General features: G+C 36.9%; 22 protein-coding genes, 1 pseudogene and 1 other annotated feature (1 of these 24 running past the window's edge). Of the genes and pseudogenes, 16 read left to right on the forward strand and 7 right to left on the reverse strand.

Annotation, left to right across the window (positions count from 1 at the left end; all coding sequences use genetic code 11):
• From RTP99_RS24400 to RTP99_RS24420, 6 genes and pseudogenes are all read left to right on the forward strand, one after another.
• Nucleotides 1-3246, forward strand: a 3246-nt coding sequence (locus RTP99_RS24400) for an RHS repeat-associated core domain-containing protein (protein WP_312367935.1), incomplete at its 5' end; no start/stop codon positions are given.
• Nucleotides 3247-3301: 55 nt separating this feature from the next.
• On the forward strand, nt 3302-4006 hold the full coding sequence (locus RTP99_RS24405) for a hypothetical protein (protein WP_000878669.1): 705 nt from the start codon (nt 3302-3304) through the stop codon (nt 4004-4006).
• 7 nt (nt 4007-4013) lie between these two features.
• Nucleotides 4014-4163, forward strand: a pseudogene (locus RTP99_RS27910) (RHS repeat-associated core domain-containing protein); the annotation flags it as partial.
• The gene (locus tag RTP99_RS24410; RefSeq protein WP_301280741.1) at nt 4161-4709 is read left to right on the forward strand and encodes an RHS repeat-associated core domain-containing protein; all 549 of its coding nucleotides are present in this window, start codon (nt 4161-4163) and stop codon (nt 4707-4709) included. The pseudogene RTP99_RS27910 and the gene RTP99_RS24410, both read left to right, overlap by 3 nt.
• A 340-nt stretch (nt 4710-5049) precedes the next feature.
• Complete coding sequence (locus tag RTP99_RS24415) at nt 5050-5763, forward strand: RHS repeat-associated core domain-containing protein (RefSeq protein WP_073569396.1); 714 nt, start codon at nt 5050-5052, stop codon at nt 5761-5763.
• A gap of 47 nt (nt 5764-5810) precedes the next feature.
• Nucleotides 5811-6344, forward strand: a complete 534-nt coding sequence (locus RTP99_RS24420; RefSeq protein ID WP_011040108.1) for a hypothetical protein — start codon at nt 5811-5813, stop codon at nt 6342-6344.
• A gap of 230 nt (nt 6345-6574) precedes the next feature.
• On the opposite strand, the gene prsA is transcribed toward RTP99_RS24420, so the two are convergent.
• Together prsA and RTP99_RS24430 are read right to left on the reverse strand one after the other, a co-directional pair.
• Nucleotides 6575-7432 carry a peptidylprolyl isomerase PrsA gene (gene prsA / locus RTP99_RS24425; protein ID WP_001214226.1) on the reverse strand — a complete coding sequence of 286 codons (858 nt, stop codon included), beginning with the start codon at nt 7430-7432 and terminating at the stop codon, nt 6575-6577.
• Nucleotides 7433-7562: 130 nt separating this feature from the next.
• Complete coding sequence (locus RTP99_RS24430; RefSeq protein ID WP_001120845.1) at nt 7563-7694, reverse strand: DUF3941 domain-containing protein; 132 nt, start codon at nt 7692-7694, stop codon at nt 7563-7565.
• A 100-nt stretch (nt 7695-7794) separates the two neighbouring features.
• Here RTP99_RS24430 and RTP99_RS24435 point away from each other — a divergent pair, with 100 nt between their 5' ends.
• A complete protein-coding gene (locus RTP99_RS24435; RefSeq protein WP_000364453.1) occupies nt 7795-8652 on the forward strand; it encodes a YitT family protein in 858 nt (285 codons plus the stop codon).
• A gap of 25 nt (nt 8653-8677) precedes the next feature.
• Here the strand turns inward: RTP99_RS24435 and RTP99_RS24440 are convergent, their stop codons facing one another.
• The 3 genes from RTP99_RS24440 to RTP99_RS24450 form a co-directional block, all read right to left on the reverse strand.
• Nucleotides 8678-8875: a DUF3813 domain-containing protein gene (locus RTP99_RS24440; protein WP_000527392.1), complete on the reverse strand. Its 198-nt coding sequence runs from the start codon at nt 8873-8875 to the stop codon at nt 8678-8680.
• Nucleotides 8876-9016: a hypothetical protein gene (locus RTP99_RS24445; RefSeq protein WP_000516816.1), complete on the reverse strand. Its 141-nt coding sequence runs from the start codon at nt 9014-9016 to the stop codon at nt 8876-8878.
• 105 nt (nt 9017-9121) lie between these two features.
• Nucleotides 9122-9931, reverse strand: a complete 810-nt coding sequence (locus RTP99_RS24450) for a Cof-type HAD-IIB family hydrolase (protein WP_001041235.1) — start codon at nt 9929-9931, stop codon at nt 9122-9124.
• 494 nt (nt 9932-10425) lie between these two features.
• Between RTP99_RS24450 and RTP99_RS24455 the strand changes: the two genes are divergently transcribed.
• Both RTP99_RS24455 and clpB read left to right on the forward strand, forming a co-directional pair.
• Nucleotides 10426-10605 carry a YjzC family protein gene (locus RTP99_RS24455; RefSeq protein ID WP_000531421.1) on the forward strand — a complete coding sequence of 60 codons (180 nt, stop codon included), beginning with the start codon at nt 10426-10428 and terminating at the stop codon, nt 10603-10605.
• Between the two features lie 211 nt (nt 10606-10816).
• Nucleotides 10817-13417: an ATP-dependent chaperone ClpB gene (gene clpB, locus RTP99_RS24460; protein WP_000365369.1), complete on the forward strand. Its 2601-nt coding sequence runs from the start codon at nt 10817-10819 to the stop codon at nt 13415-13417.
• A 37-nt stretch (nt 13418-13454) separates the two neighbouring features.
• On the opposite strand, the gene RTP99_RS24465 is transcribed toward clpB, so the two are convergent.
• Nucleotides 13455-13637, reverse strand: coding sequence for a YjzD family protein (locus RTP99_RS24465; RefSeq protein ID WP_001211115.1), 183 nt, complete (start codon nt 13635-13637; stop codon nt 13455-13457).
• A 156-nt stretch (nt 13638-13793) separates the two neighbouring features.
• Here RTP99_RS24465 and RTP99_RS24470 point away from each other — a divergent pair, with 156 nt between their 5' ends.
• The 7 genes from RTP99_RS24470 to RTP99_RS24500 all read left to right on the forward strand — a co-directional run bounded on the left by RTP99_RS24470 (nt 13794) and on the right by RTP99_RS24500 (nt 19878).
• Complete coding sequence (locus tag RTP99_RS24470; protein ID WP_000028715.1) at nt 13794-14528, forward strand: lipase family protein; 735 nt, start codon at nt 13794-13796, stop codon at nt 14526-14528.
• 29 nt (nt 14529-14557) lie between these two features.
• Entirely contained in the window at nt 14558-15430 is an 873-nt protein-coding gene (locus tag RTP99_RS24475; protein WP_000486162.1) for an NAD-dependent epimerase/dehydratase family protein, read from the forward strand.
• A 53-nt stretch (nt 15431-15483) separates the two neighbouring features.
• Nucleotides 15484-15660 carry a ComZ family protein gene (locus tag RTP99_RS24480; protein ID WP_001986215.1) on the forward strand — a complete coding sequence of 59 codons (177 nt, stop codon included), beginning with the start codon at nt 15484-15486 and terminating at the stop codon, nt 15658-15660.
• 231 nt (nt 15661-15891) lie between these two features.
• Entirely contained in the window at nt 15892-16824 is a 933-nt protein-coding gene (gene fabH / locus RTP99_RS24485; protein WP_001100536.1) for a beta-ketoacyl-ACP synthase III, read from the forward strand.
• Nucleotides 16825-16854: 30 nt separating this feature from the next.
• Nucleotides 16855-18093: a beta-ketoacyl-ACP synthase II gene (fabF, locus tag RTP99_RS24490; protein ID WP_000412648.1), complete on the forward strand. Its 1239-nt coding sequence runs from the start codon at nt 16855-16857 to the stop codon at nt 18091-18093.
• 106 nt (nt 18094-18199) lie between these two features.
• Complete coding sequence (locus RTP99_RS24495) at nt 18200-18988, forward strand: DUF2268 domain-containing putative Zn-dependent protease (RefSeq protein WP_000539320.1); 789 nt, start codon at nt 18200-18202, stop codon at nt 18986-18988.
• Nucleotides 18989-19131: 143 nt separating this feature from the next.
• Nucleotides 19132-19878 (forward strand): YjbA family protein, encoded by a 747-nt coding sequence (locus RTP99_RS24500; protein ID WP_000966125.1) that lies wholly within the window; start codon nt 19132-19134, stop codon nt 19876-19878.
• 345 nt (nt 19879-20223) lie between these two features.
• Here the strand turns inward: RTP99_RS24500 and trpS are convergent, their stop codons facing one another.
• Nucleotides 20224-21213: a tryptophan--tRNA ligase gene (trpS, locus tag RTP99_RS24505; protein ID WP_000110985.1), complete on the reverse strand. Its 990-nt coding sequence runs from the start codon at nt 21211-21213 to the stop codon at nt 20224-20226.
• Between the two features lie 76 nt (nt 21214-21289).
• Nucleotides 21290-21329 (reverse strand) — a binding site (T-box leader); it runs 177 nt beyond the window's last position.

A 21329-nucleotide genomic window follows, 5' to 3' on the forward strand; every position in this document is an offset into this window, starting at 1 on the left:
CAAGCCGCAAATACATCATCTTTCATGCAGTATGATCAGTTTGGAAATCCAATTGCAACAACTAGAGAGCTAGGAACAGGAGAAAACCTGATTCAAAATCCAAGCTTTGAAATGAATGATACGGAAAAATGGGTACCAGTAAATGCGAATAATTCTGGATCTATTATAAAAGATGCAACACCGGCACCAGGTGGTCTGGGCGGAGAATCATCACTCAAAATTTCAACAAAAGCAACGAATAATGATTGGGGCTATATTGCTGCAATTCAAGAAGTAACGTTAGAACCAAATACAACGTATACGTTAAGTGGTATGATAAAAACGGATTTAGCCAATGGTGCTGGTTTCTTCAATGTACAGTTATTAAATGAAAACAGTGCTGGTGTAGATGGTGGATGGCATGATACTCGTCATAATAAAGTTCAAGGAACGAGGGACTGGGTTAATCGTCAAGTTACTTTTAAAACAACAGAACAAACGAGAAAAGTAAACATCTATTTACAAGTAGAAAATGGCGGTTCTGCTACGAGTGGTACTGTCTGGTTTGATAAGATTCAACTGGAAAAAGGTGAGGTTTCTTCTAGCTTTAATCCAATTGAAAATAGTAGTTTAGAGAATATGACGGAAAAAGGTTGTATTCCAGGATGGATTCGAGGAGATGGAACAAGCTGTGATCCAAAAGATGTTTCTCAGCAAGAGAGCTTTACAGGACATTCATCTATTGTATTAGAGCGCAGCCAATATGGTGGTTCAAATGTAGGGTATGGCAAGCATGTAACTATAAATCAGAAAAAAGCAGAGCCAATTACACTAACAGGGATGTCTAAATCTGAAAATGTAGAGAATGATGCGCCAGATAAACTTTCTCGAGACTATGCGATTTGGGCAGATGTGTATTATCAAGATGGTAGTGGGGCTAATTACCAAACGAAATTCCCAAGTGGGACAAATGATTGGAATCGTAGTGCAGTTGTGATTCCAGCAACAAAACCAATTAAACGTATGGAAATCTATCTTCTCTTTAGAAATAATAACAAAGGGAAAGTTTGGTTTGATAACATCCGTTTACTAGAAGGTAACGCTCTTATTAAAAACGAGTACGACAACGATGGCAATGTTGTTGCCGCGTATGATGAAGAAGGGCAGAAGAATACATTCACATACGATGCATCAGGAAATAAAAAGAGCGAAACAGATGAAAAAGGAAATACAAAACTATATGATTATAACAAAGATAATTTATTAACGAAGGTTACTTTGAAAAATGGTACGTCTGTAAATTATCGTTATGATCATAATGGAAACACAACAGAGAAATCTGTCATGTTTGGTGGGAAAACACAAACACACAAATATGAATATGATGTAGATAATAAAAATACAGTGTATATCGATGCGTTGAACCGTCGTATTGAACATACGTACGATGAAAATGCAAACAAGATTAAAACGAAAATGCCAAACGGTTCTATCTTAGAATCTGTATATGATACAGCAGATCGCGTCATTGGTGAAAAGCGAAATGGAAAAGATTCATTTACATTTGAACGTGATCAAAATGGACAAGTTACGAAAGTCAAAGACCATGTCAATGGCGTAGAACGTACAAAAACATACGACAAGGCAGACCGTGTCACAAGCGCAACAGATAGCCGAGGCGGAAAAGTTGACTGGGCATATCACGATAAAGCAAACAGTAAGACAGAAAAACTAAAAGAACAAACAATTACGCAAGGTGGATACACAAATAAAGTATCGTATGACTACAACATGTTAGATCAAAACATTCGTGTGACAGACGGTTCTCAAACGTATCGATTTGACTATGATGATCAAGGAAATGTTCGCACGTATACAACCGGAAATGGTTCAGGTTCTACCTTTAACTATGACCATGCGAATAAAATTAAAGATTTAGTAGTAGGTACGTCAAATAGTATTCTTCTTTCTGAACGATATGAATATGATCAAGCGGGCAACCGTACGAAAATTAAACATGAAGGTGCGGGCGGAAAAGTAACAGAAATAAACTTTGTATACGACCCGATTAACCAACTATTAAATGAAGAATTACCAAACGGAACAACTAAATCATACACATATGATGGATTTGGAAATCGTACGAGTGTGAAAGTTGTAGAGAATGGAAAAGAAACAAAGTCTATAGCGGCAACATTTAATGACGGAAATCAGCTTGTGAAATTCGGAAACGAATCGTTAACGTATGATGCGAATGGAAATCGTACGTCTGATGGAAAGTACAAGTATACATGGAATGAAAATGACCAAATTGTAGCGATTACAAAACAAGGTGAAAGCAATGCATTCGCAACGTATAAATATGATGAAAATAATCGTCGTATTGAAAAGAATGTCAATGGTCAAGTAACACGTTACTTCTATGATGGAGATAGTATCAATCCATTGTATGAAACAGATGGAAGTGGAACTGTACTTCGTCAATATGTATACGCAACAAGTGGCGCGCGTCTAGCGATGAAATCAAAAGGACAAACGTTATACTACCACTATAACCCTCGTGGTGATGTCATCGCGATGACAGATCAAAATAAAGAAGTTGTAGCAACGTATGAATATGATTCTTGGGGTAATGTATTAAAGAGTGATACAAAAGGTATCGCAGCAGATAATCCGTTTGGGTATGCGGGATACATGTATGATAAAGAAATAGGCATCTATTATTTAATGGCGAGATACTATCATCCAGATCACGGTGTGTTCTTATCGGTGGATCCTGATCCGGGTGATAGTGATGATCCGGTTACAATGAATGGGTATACGTATGCGGATAATAACCCGGTAATGAACATTGACCCAGATGGGCATTGGGCAATGGCTGCAGGCATATATTTCGTACCAGGTTTGGGACAAGCGGCATTATTAGCAACTATAGCGGTTGGTGGTGCATATGCGGCTTGGCGTATTGGTGCAAAAATCAGAGTCATGCAGGCCCGTAGTAAACCATCTGGACCAGACCCGAAGGCAAAGGGAAGTCCACATACAAGATATAAAACTAAAAATGGAAAAGTGACTGAATACGCAACTTATGGACAAGGAGGAGTGTTGAGGAAACAATTTCGTGGAGAAGGAAAACCGCATGGTGATGTTCCTCGACCAAATGTTAAAACTAAAAATCAATACAATAGAAACCCTATAACTAAGAAGAAGTATCCGAAAGAAAAAGTGAGAAAACCATTTAAAAAGGAATATCCAAGAGGGTATTAAAATGAATATAGTTATTGAAGAATACTTGTATTCATAACAGGAAGGAGGGATGGGCATGAAATATTATAACGGTGGATTTATGATAATTTCATATGAAAAAGAGCTTATTTATCAAACTTGCATAATTGAGGGGCTGTCCTCGACTATTTTAACAATAAGTAATAGCGTACGGCCAACATTCCCTGATTATTGGTTTTTCCCTTGGGCCAATACAAATGAAAATGAATCGATTACTAAACTAATAAAATCAAGATTAAGGATCAGTAAAGAGGAGCATGAACAGGCGCGATGTTTTTTAGATACATTGATAGAGGAAAAAAGGTTCTCCTGGCCCAATGTTTTTAGGGATTTAGAGGATGCTAGATTTTTTAAGAAAAACTATTTAAAGGGTATAGAGGATTTAGAAATTGTTAGTTTAAATCTTTCAGAAGAGTATCGGGCGGATTTTTTATTGAATGAGCGAGAAGAGAATGATTTTGATTGTTCTATATATCATTTTATGGAAGATGCATTGCCATTCTGTATCAATAACGCTGAAATGTTAGGTTTTGATATATGTGGCTATAGTAACAATAATTTTTATTCGTTTATTCATAATAATTTACAGACGGATTTTAGAAAGTATGGTAAGAATTTAAATGAATTATCACTTATCGCTAATTATGAGGATGCACAATATGTTATTCATTTAATTGATAATCAACAGATAGAGGCGGAAGAGATATTGTGGTATCCGTGGTTAATGTTGAAGTGTTCATAATTTATAAAATGGAAAAGAAACAAAGTCTATAGCGGCAACGTTTAATGAAGGAAATTAACTTGTAAAATTCGGAAACGAATCGTTACTATATGATGTGAATGGAAATCGTACATCGGATGGAAAGTACAAGTATACGTGGAACGAAGATGACCAAATTACCATGAATGGGTATACGTATGCAGACAATAATCCGGTGATGATGACAGATCCGGATGGGCATTTAGCATGGATGGTATTAAACACAGGATTCGCAGCTTATGATGGGTATCAAGCGTATAAAAAGAGTGGTTGGAAAGCAGCTGCAGTAGCTGTTGGTGTCGGATTAGTTGGTGGAGCAGCTTATAAAGGTGCGAAATTAGCATATAATACATTTAAATATGGTACAAAGCTTAAGTTTACTAATGTTACGACTAGGAAATCCAAGCCTAATTTTCAGGCAAATATAAGTCTGCGCCAATTGCACAATAGATTGGACAAAGCGGGATGGAATCAAGAAACATTTTACCAAAAAGGTTTACAAATCGAATTAGCGTTGCTAATTAGTGAAAAAGATATTTATAGGGATCAGATGATTGATACAACGATATGGCAGCCTCTTTCTGATTTTCTTATTGAAACGGAGGAGTACCATAAAGAAATTTTTCGTGATGGAGGAAAAAGGTATAGGAAAGCTTTAGTTGAAAACTATGCTGGTCTGCAATAAAGGAATGACAATGCAAATATTTAAAGTAGTAATATTTTATACATATCGTTCTAGGATTATAAAATTAATTCATTGATAATATTCTTTTTAATGATGAGTGGAATATAAAGTTTTATAGATTCAGTGCATCCCGAAAATTAAACAGGTAATTTTTGAGATGCACTTTTTATTTTAAATAATCTATTACTTCTAAGGCAGAGAGTATCACCCTGTTATATGGGATAGATGGAAACGGGACTGCCCTTCGTCAATATATACATTTAATAAATGGTATACGTTGAGCGATGAAATCAAGAAGACAAACAGTATACTACAACTTCTTCATGGTAATGTCGTCGCGATGACAGATCAAAATAAAGAAGTTGTAGCAACATATGAATATGATTCATGGGGTAACGTATTAAAGAGCGACGCAAAAGGTATCGCAACAGACAATCCATTCGGATATGCGGGATACATGTATGATAAAGAAATTGGGATGTATTATCTGATTGCGAGATACTATAATCCGGAGCATGGTGTGTTTTTATCGGTGGATCCTAATCCGGGTGATGAAGATGATCCTGTGACGCAGAATGGGTATACGTATGGTGATAATAATCCAGTGATGATGGTGGATCCAGATGGGCATTGGGTGTGGTTTGCAGTAAATGCTGGTTTTGCAGCTTATGATGGCTATAAAGCTTATAAATCAGGAAAGGGTTGGAAAGGGGTAGCAAAAGCTGCAGCTATAAGCGCAATTGGCGGAGGAAAATTAAAACTAACAAAAACAATTACAAAACCGGTTTATTTTACAAAGTTATTAGGAAAAAATGCAAGAGCGCATAAATCAAGAATTAATACGGATTTGCCAGGTGGAAAAGCTGTTGCAAAAAGTATTTTTAGACATTATACAAAAGGGCAAAAGGTGATAAATCATAGAAAAGGAAATTCAGTTAGAAGACATACTAAAGACAATCGAATTCAAATTAGAATGGTAAAACGTAAAGATGGCACGTGGAAAGTTAATTTAGATATTAAAAGAAAAAGGATATACGAAGATATTCATTTTTAAGTATATAATACTGAAATTTTAATTAGGAGTGAAGAAGATTGATAGGAATGCCACATTATATAGTTCCGGTGCAAGTTCATCCAAAAGCTATAGATGCTTTAATGAAAGAAGCGGAGATCAAGATATTAAGTTTAACACCTATAATGCAAAAAGATGATAATACTATAATCAGTTCAGAAATAGCCATTCAACTAAAAGATAATTTATATTTAAATGTTTCTGTTGCTAGGTCAGAGATGAAATTTGAAGATGAAGTAGAGCACCTTCAGGTAATAGTGGAAAGAAATGTTCCCAATATAACTGATGGAAATCCTAAAAATATACTAGTTTTCGAAAAGTTTTTGAGAATAAGGGGAAATGTTCAGTGTGAACTATTAGTGGAAGAAGAAAAATATACAGATTTATCTTCAAAGAAAGTACTCTATACTTCCGAATGTGGAACAGGTATATTATTAAAAAATGATGAGGAAACTGTCTTAATAACTTGTAATGAATTTTGTACAATTTTAGTAACAAAAGATCAAGAAATAATTAATGATATATTAAATAAGCGTTATAATTTTGCTAGATTAAAAGGATGAAATGAAAAATAAGGGAATGTAAATAAATCTGTACTATTTGTAAAGGGCATATATTTAACAAAGGAATCCAGTTTGTCAAGTTTGGAAATAAATCGTTAATGTTTCGGGCTGCATTTTTTATTTTAAATAATTCATTTTTTCATTAGCATTATAAAATAAAGAAAAAATTAGAAATAGTGATGGAAGATTAAAAAGCACGATCTTATTTTTCAATAAGGTCGTGCTTCCTTTTAATTCTCCTGCTCACGCGTAAGAGTAAACGTATCTTTCAACTCACTATCATTTATTTTAATATTTGCCTTTTTTAATTCCTTTTGCAATAGTTTTTTGCCGAATATAGGGTCAGAGATACGTTCTTCTTCTAAGTTTTTGCGAATAGAGTCTTTCACTTCATCATAAGGCTTTAAAGCTTTTTTATCAGTTAATTTAATAATATGATAACCGTTTGGTGATGCAACGGGATTGCTAATTTGTCCGACCTTTAGTTTATAGGCAGCAGTTTCAAATTCAGGTGCCATTCTACCTGAATTGAAGTATCCAAGGTCTCCGCCTTTCTCTTTTGATAGTAGGTCTTGCGATTCTTGTTTTGCTAGTTCTTCAAATGAAGCACCAGCATCTAATTTTTTCTTTATTTCTTTCGCTTCATTTTCGTCACTTACTAAAATATGGCTTGCTTTAATTTCTGGTTTGTAGTGGTCTTTCACGTCTTTTTCTGTAATACTTTTCTTAATCGCTTCATTCATAGCAAGCTTGAACTTAATTTGATTTTTGAAATCAGCTTCATCTTTTAAACCATTGTTTTTCAATACGTTTTTAAATTGGTCTCCGTATTGATTTTTCGCTTTTTGTAATTCTTTATCTACATCATCGTCAGATACTTTATATTTTTTCGTGATAACGTCTTGCGCCATCATTTCGTACAGCATGTCTTTTCCGTAACGATCTTTCAACTGTTTTTCGAAGTCGCTCTTCGTAATGGTTGAGTCTGTTGCTGTAGCGACTGTATCTGAGTCGTTTTTTTGTCCACAAGCAGATAGCATTAATATACTTAGTAGTGCAGTAATAATGAAAATGTGTTTCCCTCTCATGCTAACACCTCATCCGAATATGTTATCGCTATTGTAGAATATAGAAGTGAACATGAAGTGAATTTTTAATGTTTTTTCCCTGTAAACTGTAAAAAAAGTACACCAACAATATTGTCGGTGTACGATGGAATCAAAGGTGATCAGTCTTTTTAGAATAGGCACGCTTACCTTGTTCTATATTCTTTTGTTCTTGCTCATTTTTTTGCGCGCGTTTTGCATTATTATCGCGTGCTTTTTTGTCGTTATCACTCGTATGTGGCATATGTATCAACTCCATTTCTAAACGTTGTACGTTTATCATTTCCTTTTTCGTAAAGACTATGTATAGCAGTGTACTCATGAATAATGAAGGTGGATTGGAAATGGATTTGAAGTTGAATTATACCGAACTTATAAAGAAGTTAATCGTTGTAATCGTCGCAGGTTTGTTAAATGCGATTGGAATGAATTTATTTTTAACGCCAGCGAAAGTGTATGCAAGTGGCTTTGCTGGATTGTCTCAATTGCTATCACAAATATTAGGTGATTTTTTATCTATTCACATATCAACCGGGGTATTATTTAGCTTGTTTAACATTCCAGTCGTTATTTTAGCCTGGAAAAAGGTTGGAAAGGCCTTTACTTTCTTTAGTTTTCTTTGCGTTATCTTTATGACTATGTTTTTAGAAATTATCCCAGTTAGAGCAGTTTCAAACGACATCATATTAAATGCGATTTTTGGTGGGCTTATTTCAGCAATCGGGGTAGGGATTGCGTTGAAGTGGGGGGCTTCTACAGGTGGTTTAGATATAATCGCCATGATTTTATCAAAGATTAAAGACAAGCCTGTCGGTACGTATTTTTTCTTCTTTAATGCACTGATCATTATCGCTGCCGGCTATGTGTATGGATGGGAAAAAGCATTATATACTTTAGTGACTTTGTATGTGTCAACGCGAATCATCGATGCAATTCATACGCGTCATGTGAAAATTACGGCATTAATCGTTACGAAAAATGGGGCAGATGTACGAAAGGCGATTCACTCACGCTTAGTGAGGGGGATTACAACTATACCAGCAACTGGTGCTTATACGAATGAAAATAAGGAAATGTTAATGATTGTTATTACCCGTTACGAACTGTACGAATTAGAGAGGGTTATTAAACAAGTGGACCCAGGTGCATTTACAAACGTACTGCAAACGGTTGGGGTGTTCGGATTGTTTCGAAAAGATTAAAGAGGACCAAAGCTGGTCCTCTTTTTTAATGTGCATTCGTAATGTTTTGCAACTGCTCTTGCATTTCACGTAGCTGAACTTTTTCAGCTGTTGAAGAGTTTGCGTATGCAGAGTGCAAAGCGTTTTTGGCTCTATATACGAGATCTTGTTGCTCGGCACCGCTTGAACAAGATACGGCATTTGCAACAGCATCTCTAGCTTGTTGAAATAGTAAGTTCCCCATTTAGACCCCTCCAAAAGAAGAGTTACTTCTCGCTTTTTCTGCCTCAGCTAATGTACCTCGGTACGGGAATCTTGCATCATGCTTCATAACAGCATCGGCTCCTTGTTGGATAAAACGTTTTGATTTATTCTTTTTACCCATTCGAAAAACCCCCTTTATTTAGCTGAAAACAATCGACGCGCTAACTTTTGCGTCTAATGATAGTATGAGCGTTTGGCGAGAAACTATAAGCAGGGAATTTTTAGATTACAACCCAAGAACCTCTTCTAAATATAGTGCAATGCCATCTTCTTCGTTCGTTAGCGTCGTATGGTTTGCGAGTGATTTTAATTCAGGAATGGCATTTCCCATTGCGATGCCGTGACCAGCAAATTCAATCATTTCAAAGTCGTTATCTTCATCACCGAAAGCGATAATTCGCTCTTGTGGAATGTTGTAATGACTAGAAATTTTTTGTAGTCCAACGGCTTTATTTAATCCGCTTTTTACAATTTCAATAATTGGCCAAGGTGCGCCCCATTTTCTATGGTCAATTACTTCAGCATGCATATCAGTTAAATGTTGACGAATTGCACTGGAATGCTCGTCATGTGCGTCAATTAATAAGCAAGTTGGATGATCGTTTAAAATATTTAATAAGTCTCCTGTAAAAATGTTTGGAGAACCGAATTCAAAAATATGTTTTTTATCTTCATCAATTTCACGAACATACACATCATCCATTACTTCAGCGTATATATTTTTTACGCCAAAATCAAAGCAAGCTCGGACAATTTCTTGCGCTGTTGCTAGCTCAAGAGGAGAGTGATGTGTGCCCCACTTTGAATCAAGAGGGTGATGTACGTAAGCGCCATTAAAGTTTACGATTGGTGTATTTAAACCAAGTTCTTTATAGTAATCATAACTAGCGCGGAATGGACGTCCTGTTGAAATAACGACAATATGTCCTTGTTCCTTTGCTTTTGCAATTGTATGTTTCGTTCGAGTGGAAATTATTTTGTTGTCTGTTAATAAAGTGCCGTCTAAGTCTAGTGCGATTAAATGCTGTTTGTTCATAATTTCACCTCTTATAATAATTTATTTTTGTTTCTATCTGTATTTCCGTTTTAATATGCAGAAATAAGAGGTTAAGCTGGGTGAGACCACCAAAGATGGAAACTTCACTATATATCCATCTTACGTCGCAAAGTGTTACGGTGTCTACTATTTCTCGCTGGAAATTAAGAAAAGTCAACATCTTTTTAGAAAGTTCAAACAATGTTTCTTTCATTATGGACAAATTGTGAAAAGGGTTACATTGTTCGTAGGATGAGGCTTATAATGAACATGTAATCTTCTCGTATATGTTTGACTCTCCTTTGAAACTGGCCTATAGTAGGTTGGTTTCTTTTTTTTCTACAAATCGGAAAGAAATCCCTGCTTTAAGCTTGTGTCATTCATGTATATGTACAAGAATGAAATGTAGTACTTGTTTCCTAAACATGACAGACAAGCTTTCTTTTAAAATGGATATACTAATGAGGCAAAGACGTCATGGAAGGAGAATGGAAATGGGACAAAATCGTAGGTTTCGTTCTGGACAAAAAGCGCCGAATGATGGCATTTACGTAGAAATTGGTGAAACGGGAAGTATGGTGAAAGATCCGCAAATGGTAAAACTAACTGCTGGTGAAAAGTTTCCAGATAACACAAATCATAACCGCCAGTGGACATATAAAAGAAAACCGTAACAGAAGCCGCAATTATTATTGCGGCTTTTTTGTCGTCATCCATTTTAATTTCATTTACCGTATATTTTTCAGTCGTATCATGCATGCTCCCTTTTTCTTTTTCTAATAATAAGTTTGAAAATACATAATCAAAATTATTGTATAAAAAAGTCAGTTGGCGTATAATCAAATCAAAGGTCAAAGAAAGTCAAACATTTGGAGGACTGTAAAGATGGACTTAAATCAAATGACAACAAAAACACAAGAGGCGATTATGAGTGCTCAATCTTTAGCGGTATCTCATCATCATCAAGAAGTAGATACTGTTCATCTCTTGTTTACATTATTAGAAGAGCAAGATGGGCTAGCAGTACGTATTTTTCAAAAAATGAATGTCGATATAGAAGCGTTAAAACAAGGTGCTGAAGGTTTAATTAAGAAAAAGCCCTCTGTAACGGGAAGCGGTGCAGAAGCAGGTAAATTATATATAACAGGTGCTTTGCAACAACTGCTTGTAAGAGCAGGAAAAGAAGCAGAAAAATTGCAAGATGATTACATTTCAGTTGAACATGTATTACTTGCTTTTACTGAAGAAAAAGGCGATATAAACCAATTATTTACAAGATTTCATATTACGAAAGATAACTTATTACAGTCTTTAATGACAGTTCGGGGGAATCAAAGAGTGACTAGTCAAAATCCAGAAGCAACTTATGAAGCGTTAGAAAAATATGGTCGTGATTTAGTGGCGGAAGTAAGAGCGGGGAAAATTGACCCTGTTATCGGCCGCGATAGTGAAATTCGCCGCGTAATCCGCATTCTTTCACGTAAAACGAAAAACAACCCAGTTTTAATTGGTGAACCAGGTGTTGGTAAAACAGCAATCGTTGAAGGGTTAGCACAGCGTATTGTGAAAAAGGATGTACCTGAAGGATTAAAAGATAGAACAATCTTTGCATTAGATATGAGTGCGCTTGTAGCTGGAGCGAAATTCCGCGGTGAGTTTGAGGAGCGTCTCCAAGCTGTATTAAATGAAATTAAAAAGAGTGAAGGTCGTATTTTACTATTCATTGATGAACTTCACACAATCGTCGGCGCTGGTAAAACAGAAGGCGCAATGGATGCAGGAAATATGTTAAAACCGATGCTTGCGCGTGGTGAACTGCATTGTATCGGGGCGACGACGTTAGATGAATATCGTAAATATATTGAGAAAGATCCAGCGCTAGAAAGACGTTTCCAACAAGTATTAGCAGAAGAACCAACTGTTGAAGATACAATTTCCATTTTACGTGGTTTAAAAGAGCGCTTTGAAATTTATCATGGTGTAAATATTCATGACCGCGCGATTGTAGCAGCATCAGTTTTATCAGATCGATATATTTCGGACCGTTTCTTACCAGATAAAGCAATTGATCTTGTCGATGAAGCGTGTGCAACAATTCGTACAGAAATCGATTCTATGCCGACAGAATTAGATGAAGTAACGCGCCGCATTATGCAGCTAGAAATTGAAGAAGCGGCTCTTGGAAAAGAAAAGGACTTTGGTAGCCAAGAACGTCTAAAAACGTTGCAACGTGAATTATCGGATTTAAAAGAAGTTGCAAGTGGTATGAGAGCCAAATGGGAGAAAGAAAAAGAAGATATTCACAAAGTTCGTGACTTACGTGAACATTTAGAGCGTCTGCGCCGTGAATTAGAAGAAGCAGAAGGGAATTACGATCTAAATAAAGCAGCGGAACTTCGCCACGGAAAAATTCCTGCAATTGAAAAAGAGTTAAAAGAAGCAGAAGAAATGGGCGCGCATAATAAACAAGAAAATCGTTTATTACGTGAGGAAGTAAGTGAAGAAGAAATTGCTGATATTGTTTCACGTTGGACTGGTATTCCTGTTGCAAAACTTGTTGAAGGTGAACGCGAGAAATTACTACGTTTAGAGCAAATTTTATCAGAGCGTGTCATCGGACAAGAGGAAGCGGTAAGCTTAGTATCAGACGCAGTTCTTCGTGCGCGCGCTGGTATTAAAGACCCGAACCGTCCAATTGGTTCCTTCATTTTCTTAGGACCTACTGGTGTTGGTAAAACAGAACTTGCAAAAACGTTAGCGCAGTCATTATTCGATAGTGAAGAACAAATGATTCGTATTGATATGTCTGAGTATATGGAGAAACACGCTGTGTCACGCTTAATTGGTGCGCCTCCTGGATATGTTGGATATGAAGAGGGCGGTCAATTAACAGAAGCGGTAAGACGTAAACCGTATTCCGTTATTTTATTAGACGAAATCGAAAAAGCACATCCAGAAGTATTCAACATTTTATTACAAATGTTAGATGACGGTCGCATTACAGATTCGCAAGGACGTACAGTAGACTTTAAAAACACGGTTATTATTATGACTTCAAATATTGGATCTGCTCATTTATTAGATGGATTAGAAGATGATGGCTCCATTAAAGAGGAATCAAGAGAGCTTGTTATGGGACAATTAAGAGGACATTTCCGACCAGAGTTTTTAAACCGTGTCGACGAAATTATTTTATTCAAACCTCTTACAACGAATGAAATTAAAGGTATTGTTGATAAAATTGTAAAAGAATTACAAGGTCGTTTAGCTGACCGTCACATTACGGTAGAATTAACAGACGCAGCGAAAGAGTTTGTTGTCGAAGCTGGCTTCGATCCGATGTACGGAGCCCGTCCATTAAAAAGATATGTACAGCGTCAAGTTGAGACGAAATTAGCGAGAGAATTAATTGCAAGTACGATTACTGACAATAGTCATGTAGTGGTTGATGTAGAAAATAACGAGTTAGTTGTTCATGTGAAGTAAAATAAAAAAGAGTTCGGATAAAATCCGGACTCTTTTTTTAGTGTTGTTCTACTGGCTCGTTTGGAATTGCAGCTGAAATTGCTAGTACGAATACCGCAAGAACAACTGAGAAAATAGACGCTTGGTTAAAATCGTATGTACCGCCAGTCATAGAGCCGATTACGTAGCTCATCATATGTACAAGCAAGAACGACCAAATTAATGCCCAAATGAAACGCATATTTTACACCTCTATTCGTTCAATCTGTCCTTATTGTAACACAATTGAAAAAAGAATATAGAAAAATATTTGTAGATTTTTCAACGCAAATTTGCATTCCGTTCATACATTATAAAAGAGTACTTTTATACGTTTAGAAAATAAGGCGGGGGAAAAATGAGTATTACGGAACGTTTTTTTTACTTAGAAAAAGAACCATGCGTTATTTATTTACCAGAGAAGCCAAATGGATTTTCTGTCATGCTTCTTGGTGATTACAACTACTTTATTGAGAATGGTACAAGTTTATGGACACAGCATACAGGTAGATCTTATTTTTTACATGGCCTTATTGAGGAAGGCTATACGGTCTTTTCTTCTAATTTATACGGAAGACATTGGGGAAACGACCAATCTGTTCGTCTAGCGAAACGTCTATATGACGTTGTGTTGAGAAAAGAGACATTAAATGCAAAAATGCACATTATGGCAGATGGTATGGGGGCACTTGTTGCGCTTGAAATGATGAACAAATACCCTGAATGTATACGTTCTGTCATTATGTTAAATCCGTGTTTAGATTTACCAGAATATGTGGAGTTTGAGAAAGAGCATAAATTTTTTTACAAGAGACTCTTGAAGGAATTAAGTTTGGCGTATGATGCTAAGGAAGAAGAATTAGAAGCGAAAATAAATAAGAAATCATTTACGCTTCTTCCGTCTTGTGTACCTGTTAAAATTTTTGTATCAACGCAAGAAAAAAGAGGAAGAAAACAGCTGCTACGTAAATACGAGAAAATGAGGCAATTGAACCAATGCGATACTTCTGTCTTATTCCATCTGCAAGATGTGAAATATAAAATGGTTAGGCAAACGACTGATTTCTTTAAAAAATATGAAGAAGAATTGTGAAGCTCCCATATACATAAATGAGGAGCTATTTGTTTCAAGGGGAAAGGGTTGGTGGTATGGAACGCGTGCTAATTATAGGTGCACTTACGTTTGTAGGTTATCACCTTGTGAATAAAATGATTGCAGAAGAAGTAGAAGTATATGGTCTTGATTTTGATGAATTTGATAGTATGACAAAAATTAATGAAGAGAAGTTATTGTTAATTGGGCGAAATGCGTTATTTACGTATTATTCGATAAGAGATGAAGACGGATGGAGATCCGTAGAGGAAGAGAAATTTGATGCGGTTTACTTTTGTCTGTATGAGCCTAATCAACAAAGGGGCTTTCGAAATGAAAGAGTTATATTACAGTATTTAAAGCGAATGATAAGACTGTGTGAAGAACATAAAGTGAAGTTAAATCTAATTTCTTCTATTGAAGTAGGAAACGCAGATGAGTCCGAAAATAAACGTTTATTTTCGAAAGTGGAAGAAGGATTGAAAAAAGGAGAGGTACAATATAGTGTATTTCGAGTTCCTACATTATATGGTCCATGGCAACCATCTTTTATGATGTATCATCAGCTCATGTTATCAGAACTGGGTGAGAAAGAGTGCCATTATGCGGGTGAGGAAAACGGAAGTGATCTACTGTACGTTGAAGATGTATGTGAATACTTATGGGAAAATGGAATGAACGAGGAGCATCTCGGTATATATAATTTACTTAGTGGCAAAAAATCATTATGGAAAAAAGGTATGAACCTTTTACGTGCAGAGGATAAAGTGAATAAAGAGAATGCGGAAGAAAGAGATGGAGCGGCCGAGGATATTTTAATAAAAAGAAATACTCCGTTAGAATACGGTTTAAATAAACAATTGGCACATATGAAAAAATATAAAGAGTTATACGAAGGATAGAGAGCATGTTACACTATGTATGTGAAAGTTTTAATGGAGAGGAAGAACGTAATATGAATGAGAAAAGCATGCAATTTTTACAAATCGCAATGAAGCATTTACCAGAAGCTAAGGCCATTTTAGATGATAATGGAATTGCGCTTGATATGGAGAAAGCTCAACCAGTATTAGAGTTATTGATGAAAGTTATGAACGAAGCATATGAGCTTGGGAAAGCAGATAAAGAATAAAAGCATTTTTTTAGACGGAAGAGAGGCCCGAACCGTAAGTAGAAGCGGTTCGGGCCTTTTTATATTTCGAAAGAACAGAGAAAGGTATGTTTCCGTTTCTTTTCATGAACAATAAGGTGAATAATGCGCTCGCTTTATGTTTTAGCTGAAATATATTCTAGACAAAAATACATTTATGTTTTAAAATTAGTACCAAGTCATAATAATTGATATAAAACGGAGGGCTGCGATGTGAACGTGGGCATTTTAGGGATCGGAAGATATGTGCCGGAAAAAGTAGTCACAAATCACGATTTAGAGAAAATAATGGATACATCCGATGAATGGATTCGTACGAGAACAGGTATTGCGGAAAGACGCATTGCCGATGATACAATAGATACTTCATATATGGCCGTAGAGGCCTCTAAAAAAGCACTTGAAGATGCAGGGATTAGCGGAGAGGATATCGATCTTATTTTAGTAGCAACAGTAACGCCAGATCGTGCTTTTCCAGCAGTAGCTTGTGTTATTCAAGAAGCGATTGGCGCAAAACATGCAGCTGCAATGGATTTAAGTGCAGCGTGTGCTGGTTTTATGTACGGAATGATTACAGCGCAGCAATTTATTCAAACGGGAACTTATAAAAATATACTAGTAGTTGGTAGTGATAAACTATCTAAAATTGTAGACTGGAACGATCGAAATACAGCAGTACTATTTGGAGACGGAGCTGGTGCGATCGTAATGGGAGCTGTTTCAGAAGGTAAAGGTGTTCTATCTTTCGAATTAGGAGCGGACGGAAGTGGCGGTAAGCATCTTTATCAAGACGAGTATGTTATGATGAATGGCAGAGAAGTCTTTAAATTTGCCGTTCGTCAACTTGGGGATTCTTGTCTTCGCGTTTTAGATAAAGCGGGTCTTACGAAAGAAGATGTGGATTTCTTAGTACCGCATCAAGCGAACATTCGTATTATGGAATCTGCAAGAGAGAGATTAAATTTACCACAAGAAAAAATGAGTATGACAATTGAGAAGTTCGGTAATACATCAGCTTCTTCCATTCCGATTGCGATGGTAGAGGAATTGCAAAACGGACGTATTCAAGATGGTGATTTAATTATACTTGTTGGTTTTGGCGGCGGATTAACATGGGGAGCAGTCGCTCTTCGTTGGGGTAAATAAGGACTGAGAGAAAAAAGGAGTGTATTTTGTATGGAAAAAAAGAGGGTCGTAATTACAGGACTAGGAGCTGTTACACCGGTCGGTACAGATGTTGAAACAGCGTGGGAAAACATTAAAAAAGGTGTATCTGGAATCGGACGACTTACAAGAATTGATCCGGAACTATTTCCAGCAAAAGTAGCAGCAGAAATTAACGACTTTGAAGTCGAGAAATATATTGATAAAAAAGAAGCGCGCCGTATGGATCGCTTTACACAATATGCAGTAGCAGCAGCGAAAATGGCAGTTGCAGATGCAAAGCTTGAGATTACAGAGGAAAACGGACCTCGAATTGGTGTATGGATTGGTTCTGGTATTGGCGGTATGGAAACATACGAAGAACAATTTAAGATTTTTACTGAGAAAGGTCCGCGCCGCGTGAGCCCATTCTTCGTACCGATGATGATTCCAGATATGGCAGCAGGCCAAGTATCAATTGCAACCGGAGCAAAAGGAATTAACACTTGTTCTGTAACGGCTTGTGCATCTGGTGCAAACTCAATTGGTGATGCGTTTAAAGCGATTCAGCGCGGTGATGCTGATGCAATGATTACAGGCGGAGCAGAGGCGCCGTTAACAAATATGGCATTCGCAGGATTTAGCTCAGCGAAAGCATTAACATTCAATGAAGATCCAGCAACAGCTTGCCGTCCATTCGATAAAAACCGTAGCGGTTTCGTAATGGGTGAAGGTTCAGGTATTTTAATTCTTGAAGAATTAGAGCACGCATTAGCTCGTGGTGCTCACATTTATGCGGAAATCGCTGGTTACGGTGCAACTGGTGATGCATTCCATATTACAATGCCGGCTCCTGGCGGTGAAGGCGGCGTGCGCGCAATGCGTCAAGCTTTAGCAGATGCAGGTCTACAGCCAGAAGATATTGATTACATTAATGCGCATGGTACAAGTACGGATGCGAATGAAAAGTATGAAACGATGGCAATTAAAGAAACGTTCGGTGAGCATGCGTATAAAGTAGCGATCAGCTCAACGAAATCAATGACAGGTCACTTATTAGGGGCAGCTGGTGCTGTTGAAGCGATTTTCTCTATTAAATCAATTACAGATGGAGTAATTCCTCCAACAATTAACTATGAGACACCAGATCCAGAATGTGACTTAGATTACGTACCGAATCAAGCGAGACATCAAGAAGTAAACGCAGTGTTAAGTAATTCATTAGGATTCGGTGGTCATAACGCAGTATTAGTATTTAAAGCGTATAAATAATAGATGAAATAAGGAGTTTTTTCGTAACATATTGCGAAAAAACTCCTTATTTATTTTTACGCCTTTTTCTCCTTTTGCATATACATAAGAAAAAGGAGGGATAAAGATGGGGGTTGTTGAAACTGCTGAGTGGTTACATCTATATTACGGACGGCCAGAAAAGCTGTGTGAGAAGTTTACGAAGTATATCCCGCTACCAAAAGAAAGATTGTATCGCTTTTTAATTTCTAAAGGTATGTATCGCCCCGTTATGCGAGGAGAACGAGAAATTAAAGAGTTAGAGAAAAAGGAAGTTTGGAAAGAGTTACGTGCAGAATATGAGAAGCTGAAAGATTGGCTAAAAGGTCCAGATGTCCCTGTCTTTATTTTATTATCAGATTCCTATAATCGAACGGTACAAGAAGAGTATAACGGCAGGGCTGGATTATCTATGCGTCACGTTATTTTCTTATTTGTATGTGGACGGAATTCGGTGGAAGAATTAAAAGTGTTACTAGCGCATGAATATCATCACATATGCAGGTTACATCAAATTGAGACGAAAGAAACGGAATATACATTACTTGATACGATGATTATGGAAGGTTTGGCTGAGCAAGCGGTAACGGAAAGATATTCAGAAAAAAACAATGCACCGTGGACGACGTATCTTTCAAAAGAAGAGGCTATATATTATTGGAAAAATGTTGTGCATGAAAGAATAAGTATAAAGCGAGGAACAAGGGAGCACGACATCTTATTAAATGGATTTCATTCTTATCCGAAGATGCTTGGCTATGCGCTTGGATTTCATATTGTCAAAGATTGTGTAACTTTGGAAGGAGAAGATACACTTTCTTTATTGCCTATAGATGCGAAAGAAATATTGAATAAAGCAAATACATTTCATATATAAAAAAACAGGAGCTCTCTTTCCTGTTTTTTTAGTATTAATAGAAGAAAAAATAATAATTAGAATATATTTCCTTAGGTGGAATAAAGTTAAGAAAAATTGAACATAATGATGGATACAAACAGTAGTGAAGTGAGGGGTAGTGAATGTTATATCTACATGATGTATGGGTAAATTGGTTTGAAGGTGAAGAAAATGGGTATAACGTTTGTCATTTTTACGAATGGCGGAAAGATGATACGATTGAGCTATTAGATCAAGTGCCATTATTAAAAGTAGATGCCACATTATATCATTACATCGAGAACGAATTGTTAGAGCTTCCGCAAAAAATGTTGGAAGACGTACATCATAAGGCTTATATTCGTAAAAATCATGAACGTTTGCAGCAAGAGTATTGCTTTGTAGTTACAGATGGAAAAGGAATTATTGCGATTGACACAATTGGTTACAATGTACCGATTCGAAAAAGTAGACTTATACCGCGCCAAGAGCAGATGGTATATGAGATGGTAGAAAACGTACAAGCAGAAAAGTATGAGTTCCAAGTAGAAGAAATAGAAAAAGAACATCATATTTTATCACCATCACCATTCATTATGAATGGCCTGACTCGTAAAGAAAGACAGCTTAAACAATTATTATTTATGGCGTTAGATCAATTACATACAACGAAAAACACAGCAGAAATTCGCTATTGGTTCACAGAGTGGGATCCATCAGCATACGGAATGGTTCAACATATGGAATTTGAAGATATTTGGGCTAAGCTGTATGAGGAAGCGAAAACAGGTTGGTCTGAGAAGCACGAACAATTATGCGAGCGTCTCGTAAAAGGACAACCATTTTTTGAAAAGTTATGGGAAATGGAAAACGAGCAAAAGGTAAATTAAAAAACCGCCAATCGGCGGTTTTTTTAATTTGGTGTAACTTATCTTCAGCAGCAAGCTCTTCGTGTCTAAGAACTGAACGAGCTGCCTCCGCTTTTATATGAAATCCAGCTCCAGCGGCAAGAATGTTCGGTGGCTTCGCACCTTCCTGCGAGGCAAAAAACGCCTCTCCGTCAGGAGCTCCATCCCCCTCACATTCTAAGCGAGCCGCTTCCGCTTTATATAGAAATCCAGCTCTGGCTCCTAGCCCTTCGCGTCTAAGAACCTTCCCCACGAGAAGGTAAAAAGCACCTTCTGTGAGAAAGAACCTTAGCCGTCAGGGCTAAACAGTCGCCTCCGCTTTATATGTTACCTACGTTTTCTGCTTAGTCCCATTGCGTTTTCTACTTTGCGTAGTTGTTTGAATGCGACGCGGTTTGCTTTTTCGGCACCTTTGTCTAGAATTTCGTCTAGTTCTGGTGAGTTAATTAGTTCGTTATATTTGTCTTGGATTGGGCGAATCGCTTCTACGACTACTTGTGCTAGGTCGCCTTTGAAGTCGCCATATCCTTTTCCTTCGTACATTGCTTCGATTTCTTCAACTGTTTTTCCAGAGAATGAAGAGTAGATTGTTAATAAGTTAGAGATACCAGGTTTGTTTTCTTTATCGAATTTCACGATACCTTCAGAGTCAGTTACAGCACTCTTAATTTTCTTTTCAATTGTTTTTGGTTCATCAAGCATGCTAATCATTGATTTTGGATTCGGATCAGATTTACTCATTTTTTTCGTAGGCTCTGTTAGTGACATAACGCGAGCTCCTACTTTTGGAATGCGGATTTCAGGAATTGTGAATACTTCACGGAAGCGTTTGTTGAAACGCTCTGCTAGGTCACGTGTTAATTCCATATGTTGCTTTTGATCATCACCAACAGGCACGATCTCAGTGTTGTAAAGTAAAATATCAGCAGCCATTAATGGTGGATACGTTAGTAATCCAGCTGGTACTGAATCTCTACCTGACGCTTTATCTTTATATTGCGTCATACGCTCTAATTCTCCAACGTAAGCAACTGATTGCATAATCCATCCTAGTTGAGCGTGTGCCGGTACTTCTGATTGTACAAATAACGTAGCTTTTTCAGGGTCGATACCGCATGCTACATAAAGTGCAGCAAGACTGCGGATGTTTTTACGAAGCCCGACAGGATCTTGAGGTACTGTAATCGCATGTTGGTTTACAATACAGAAATAACAGTCGTGTTCATTTTGAAGCTCTGTAAATTGCTTCATAGCTCCTAAATAGTTTCCAAGTGTAATCGTTCCACTTGGCTGAATACCAGAAAAGATAACTGACATAATTAATTCCTCCTAAATTTGAATGCGTAATGGGGAAGAGAAGGCAAACAAAAAAAGCCCATTCATCCCAAAAAACTATAGGGACGAATGGACCGCGGTACCACCCTAATTATTTC

The sequence above is a fragment of the Bacillus sp. (in: firmicutes) genome (assembly GCF_031983925.1).
In the GTDB taxonomy this organism is placed as follows: domain Bacteria; phylum Bacillota; class Bacilli; order Bacillales; family Bacillaceae_G; genus Bacillus_A; species Bacillus_A pacificus.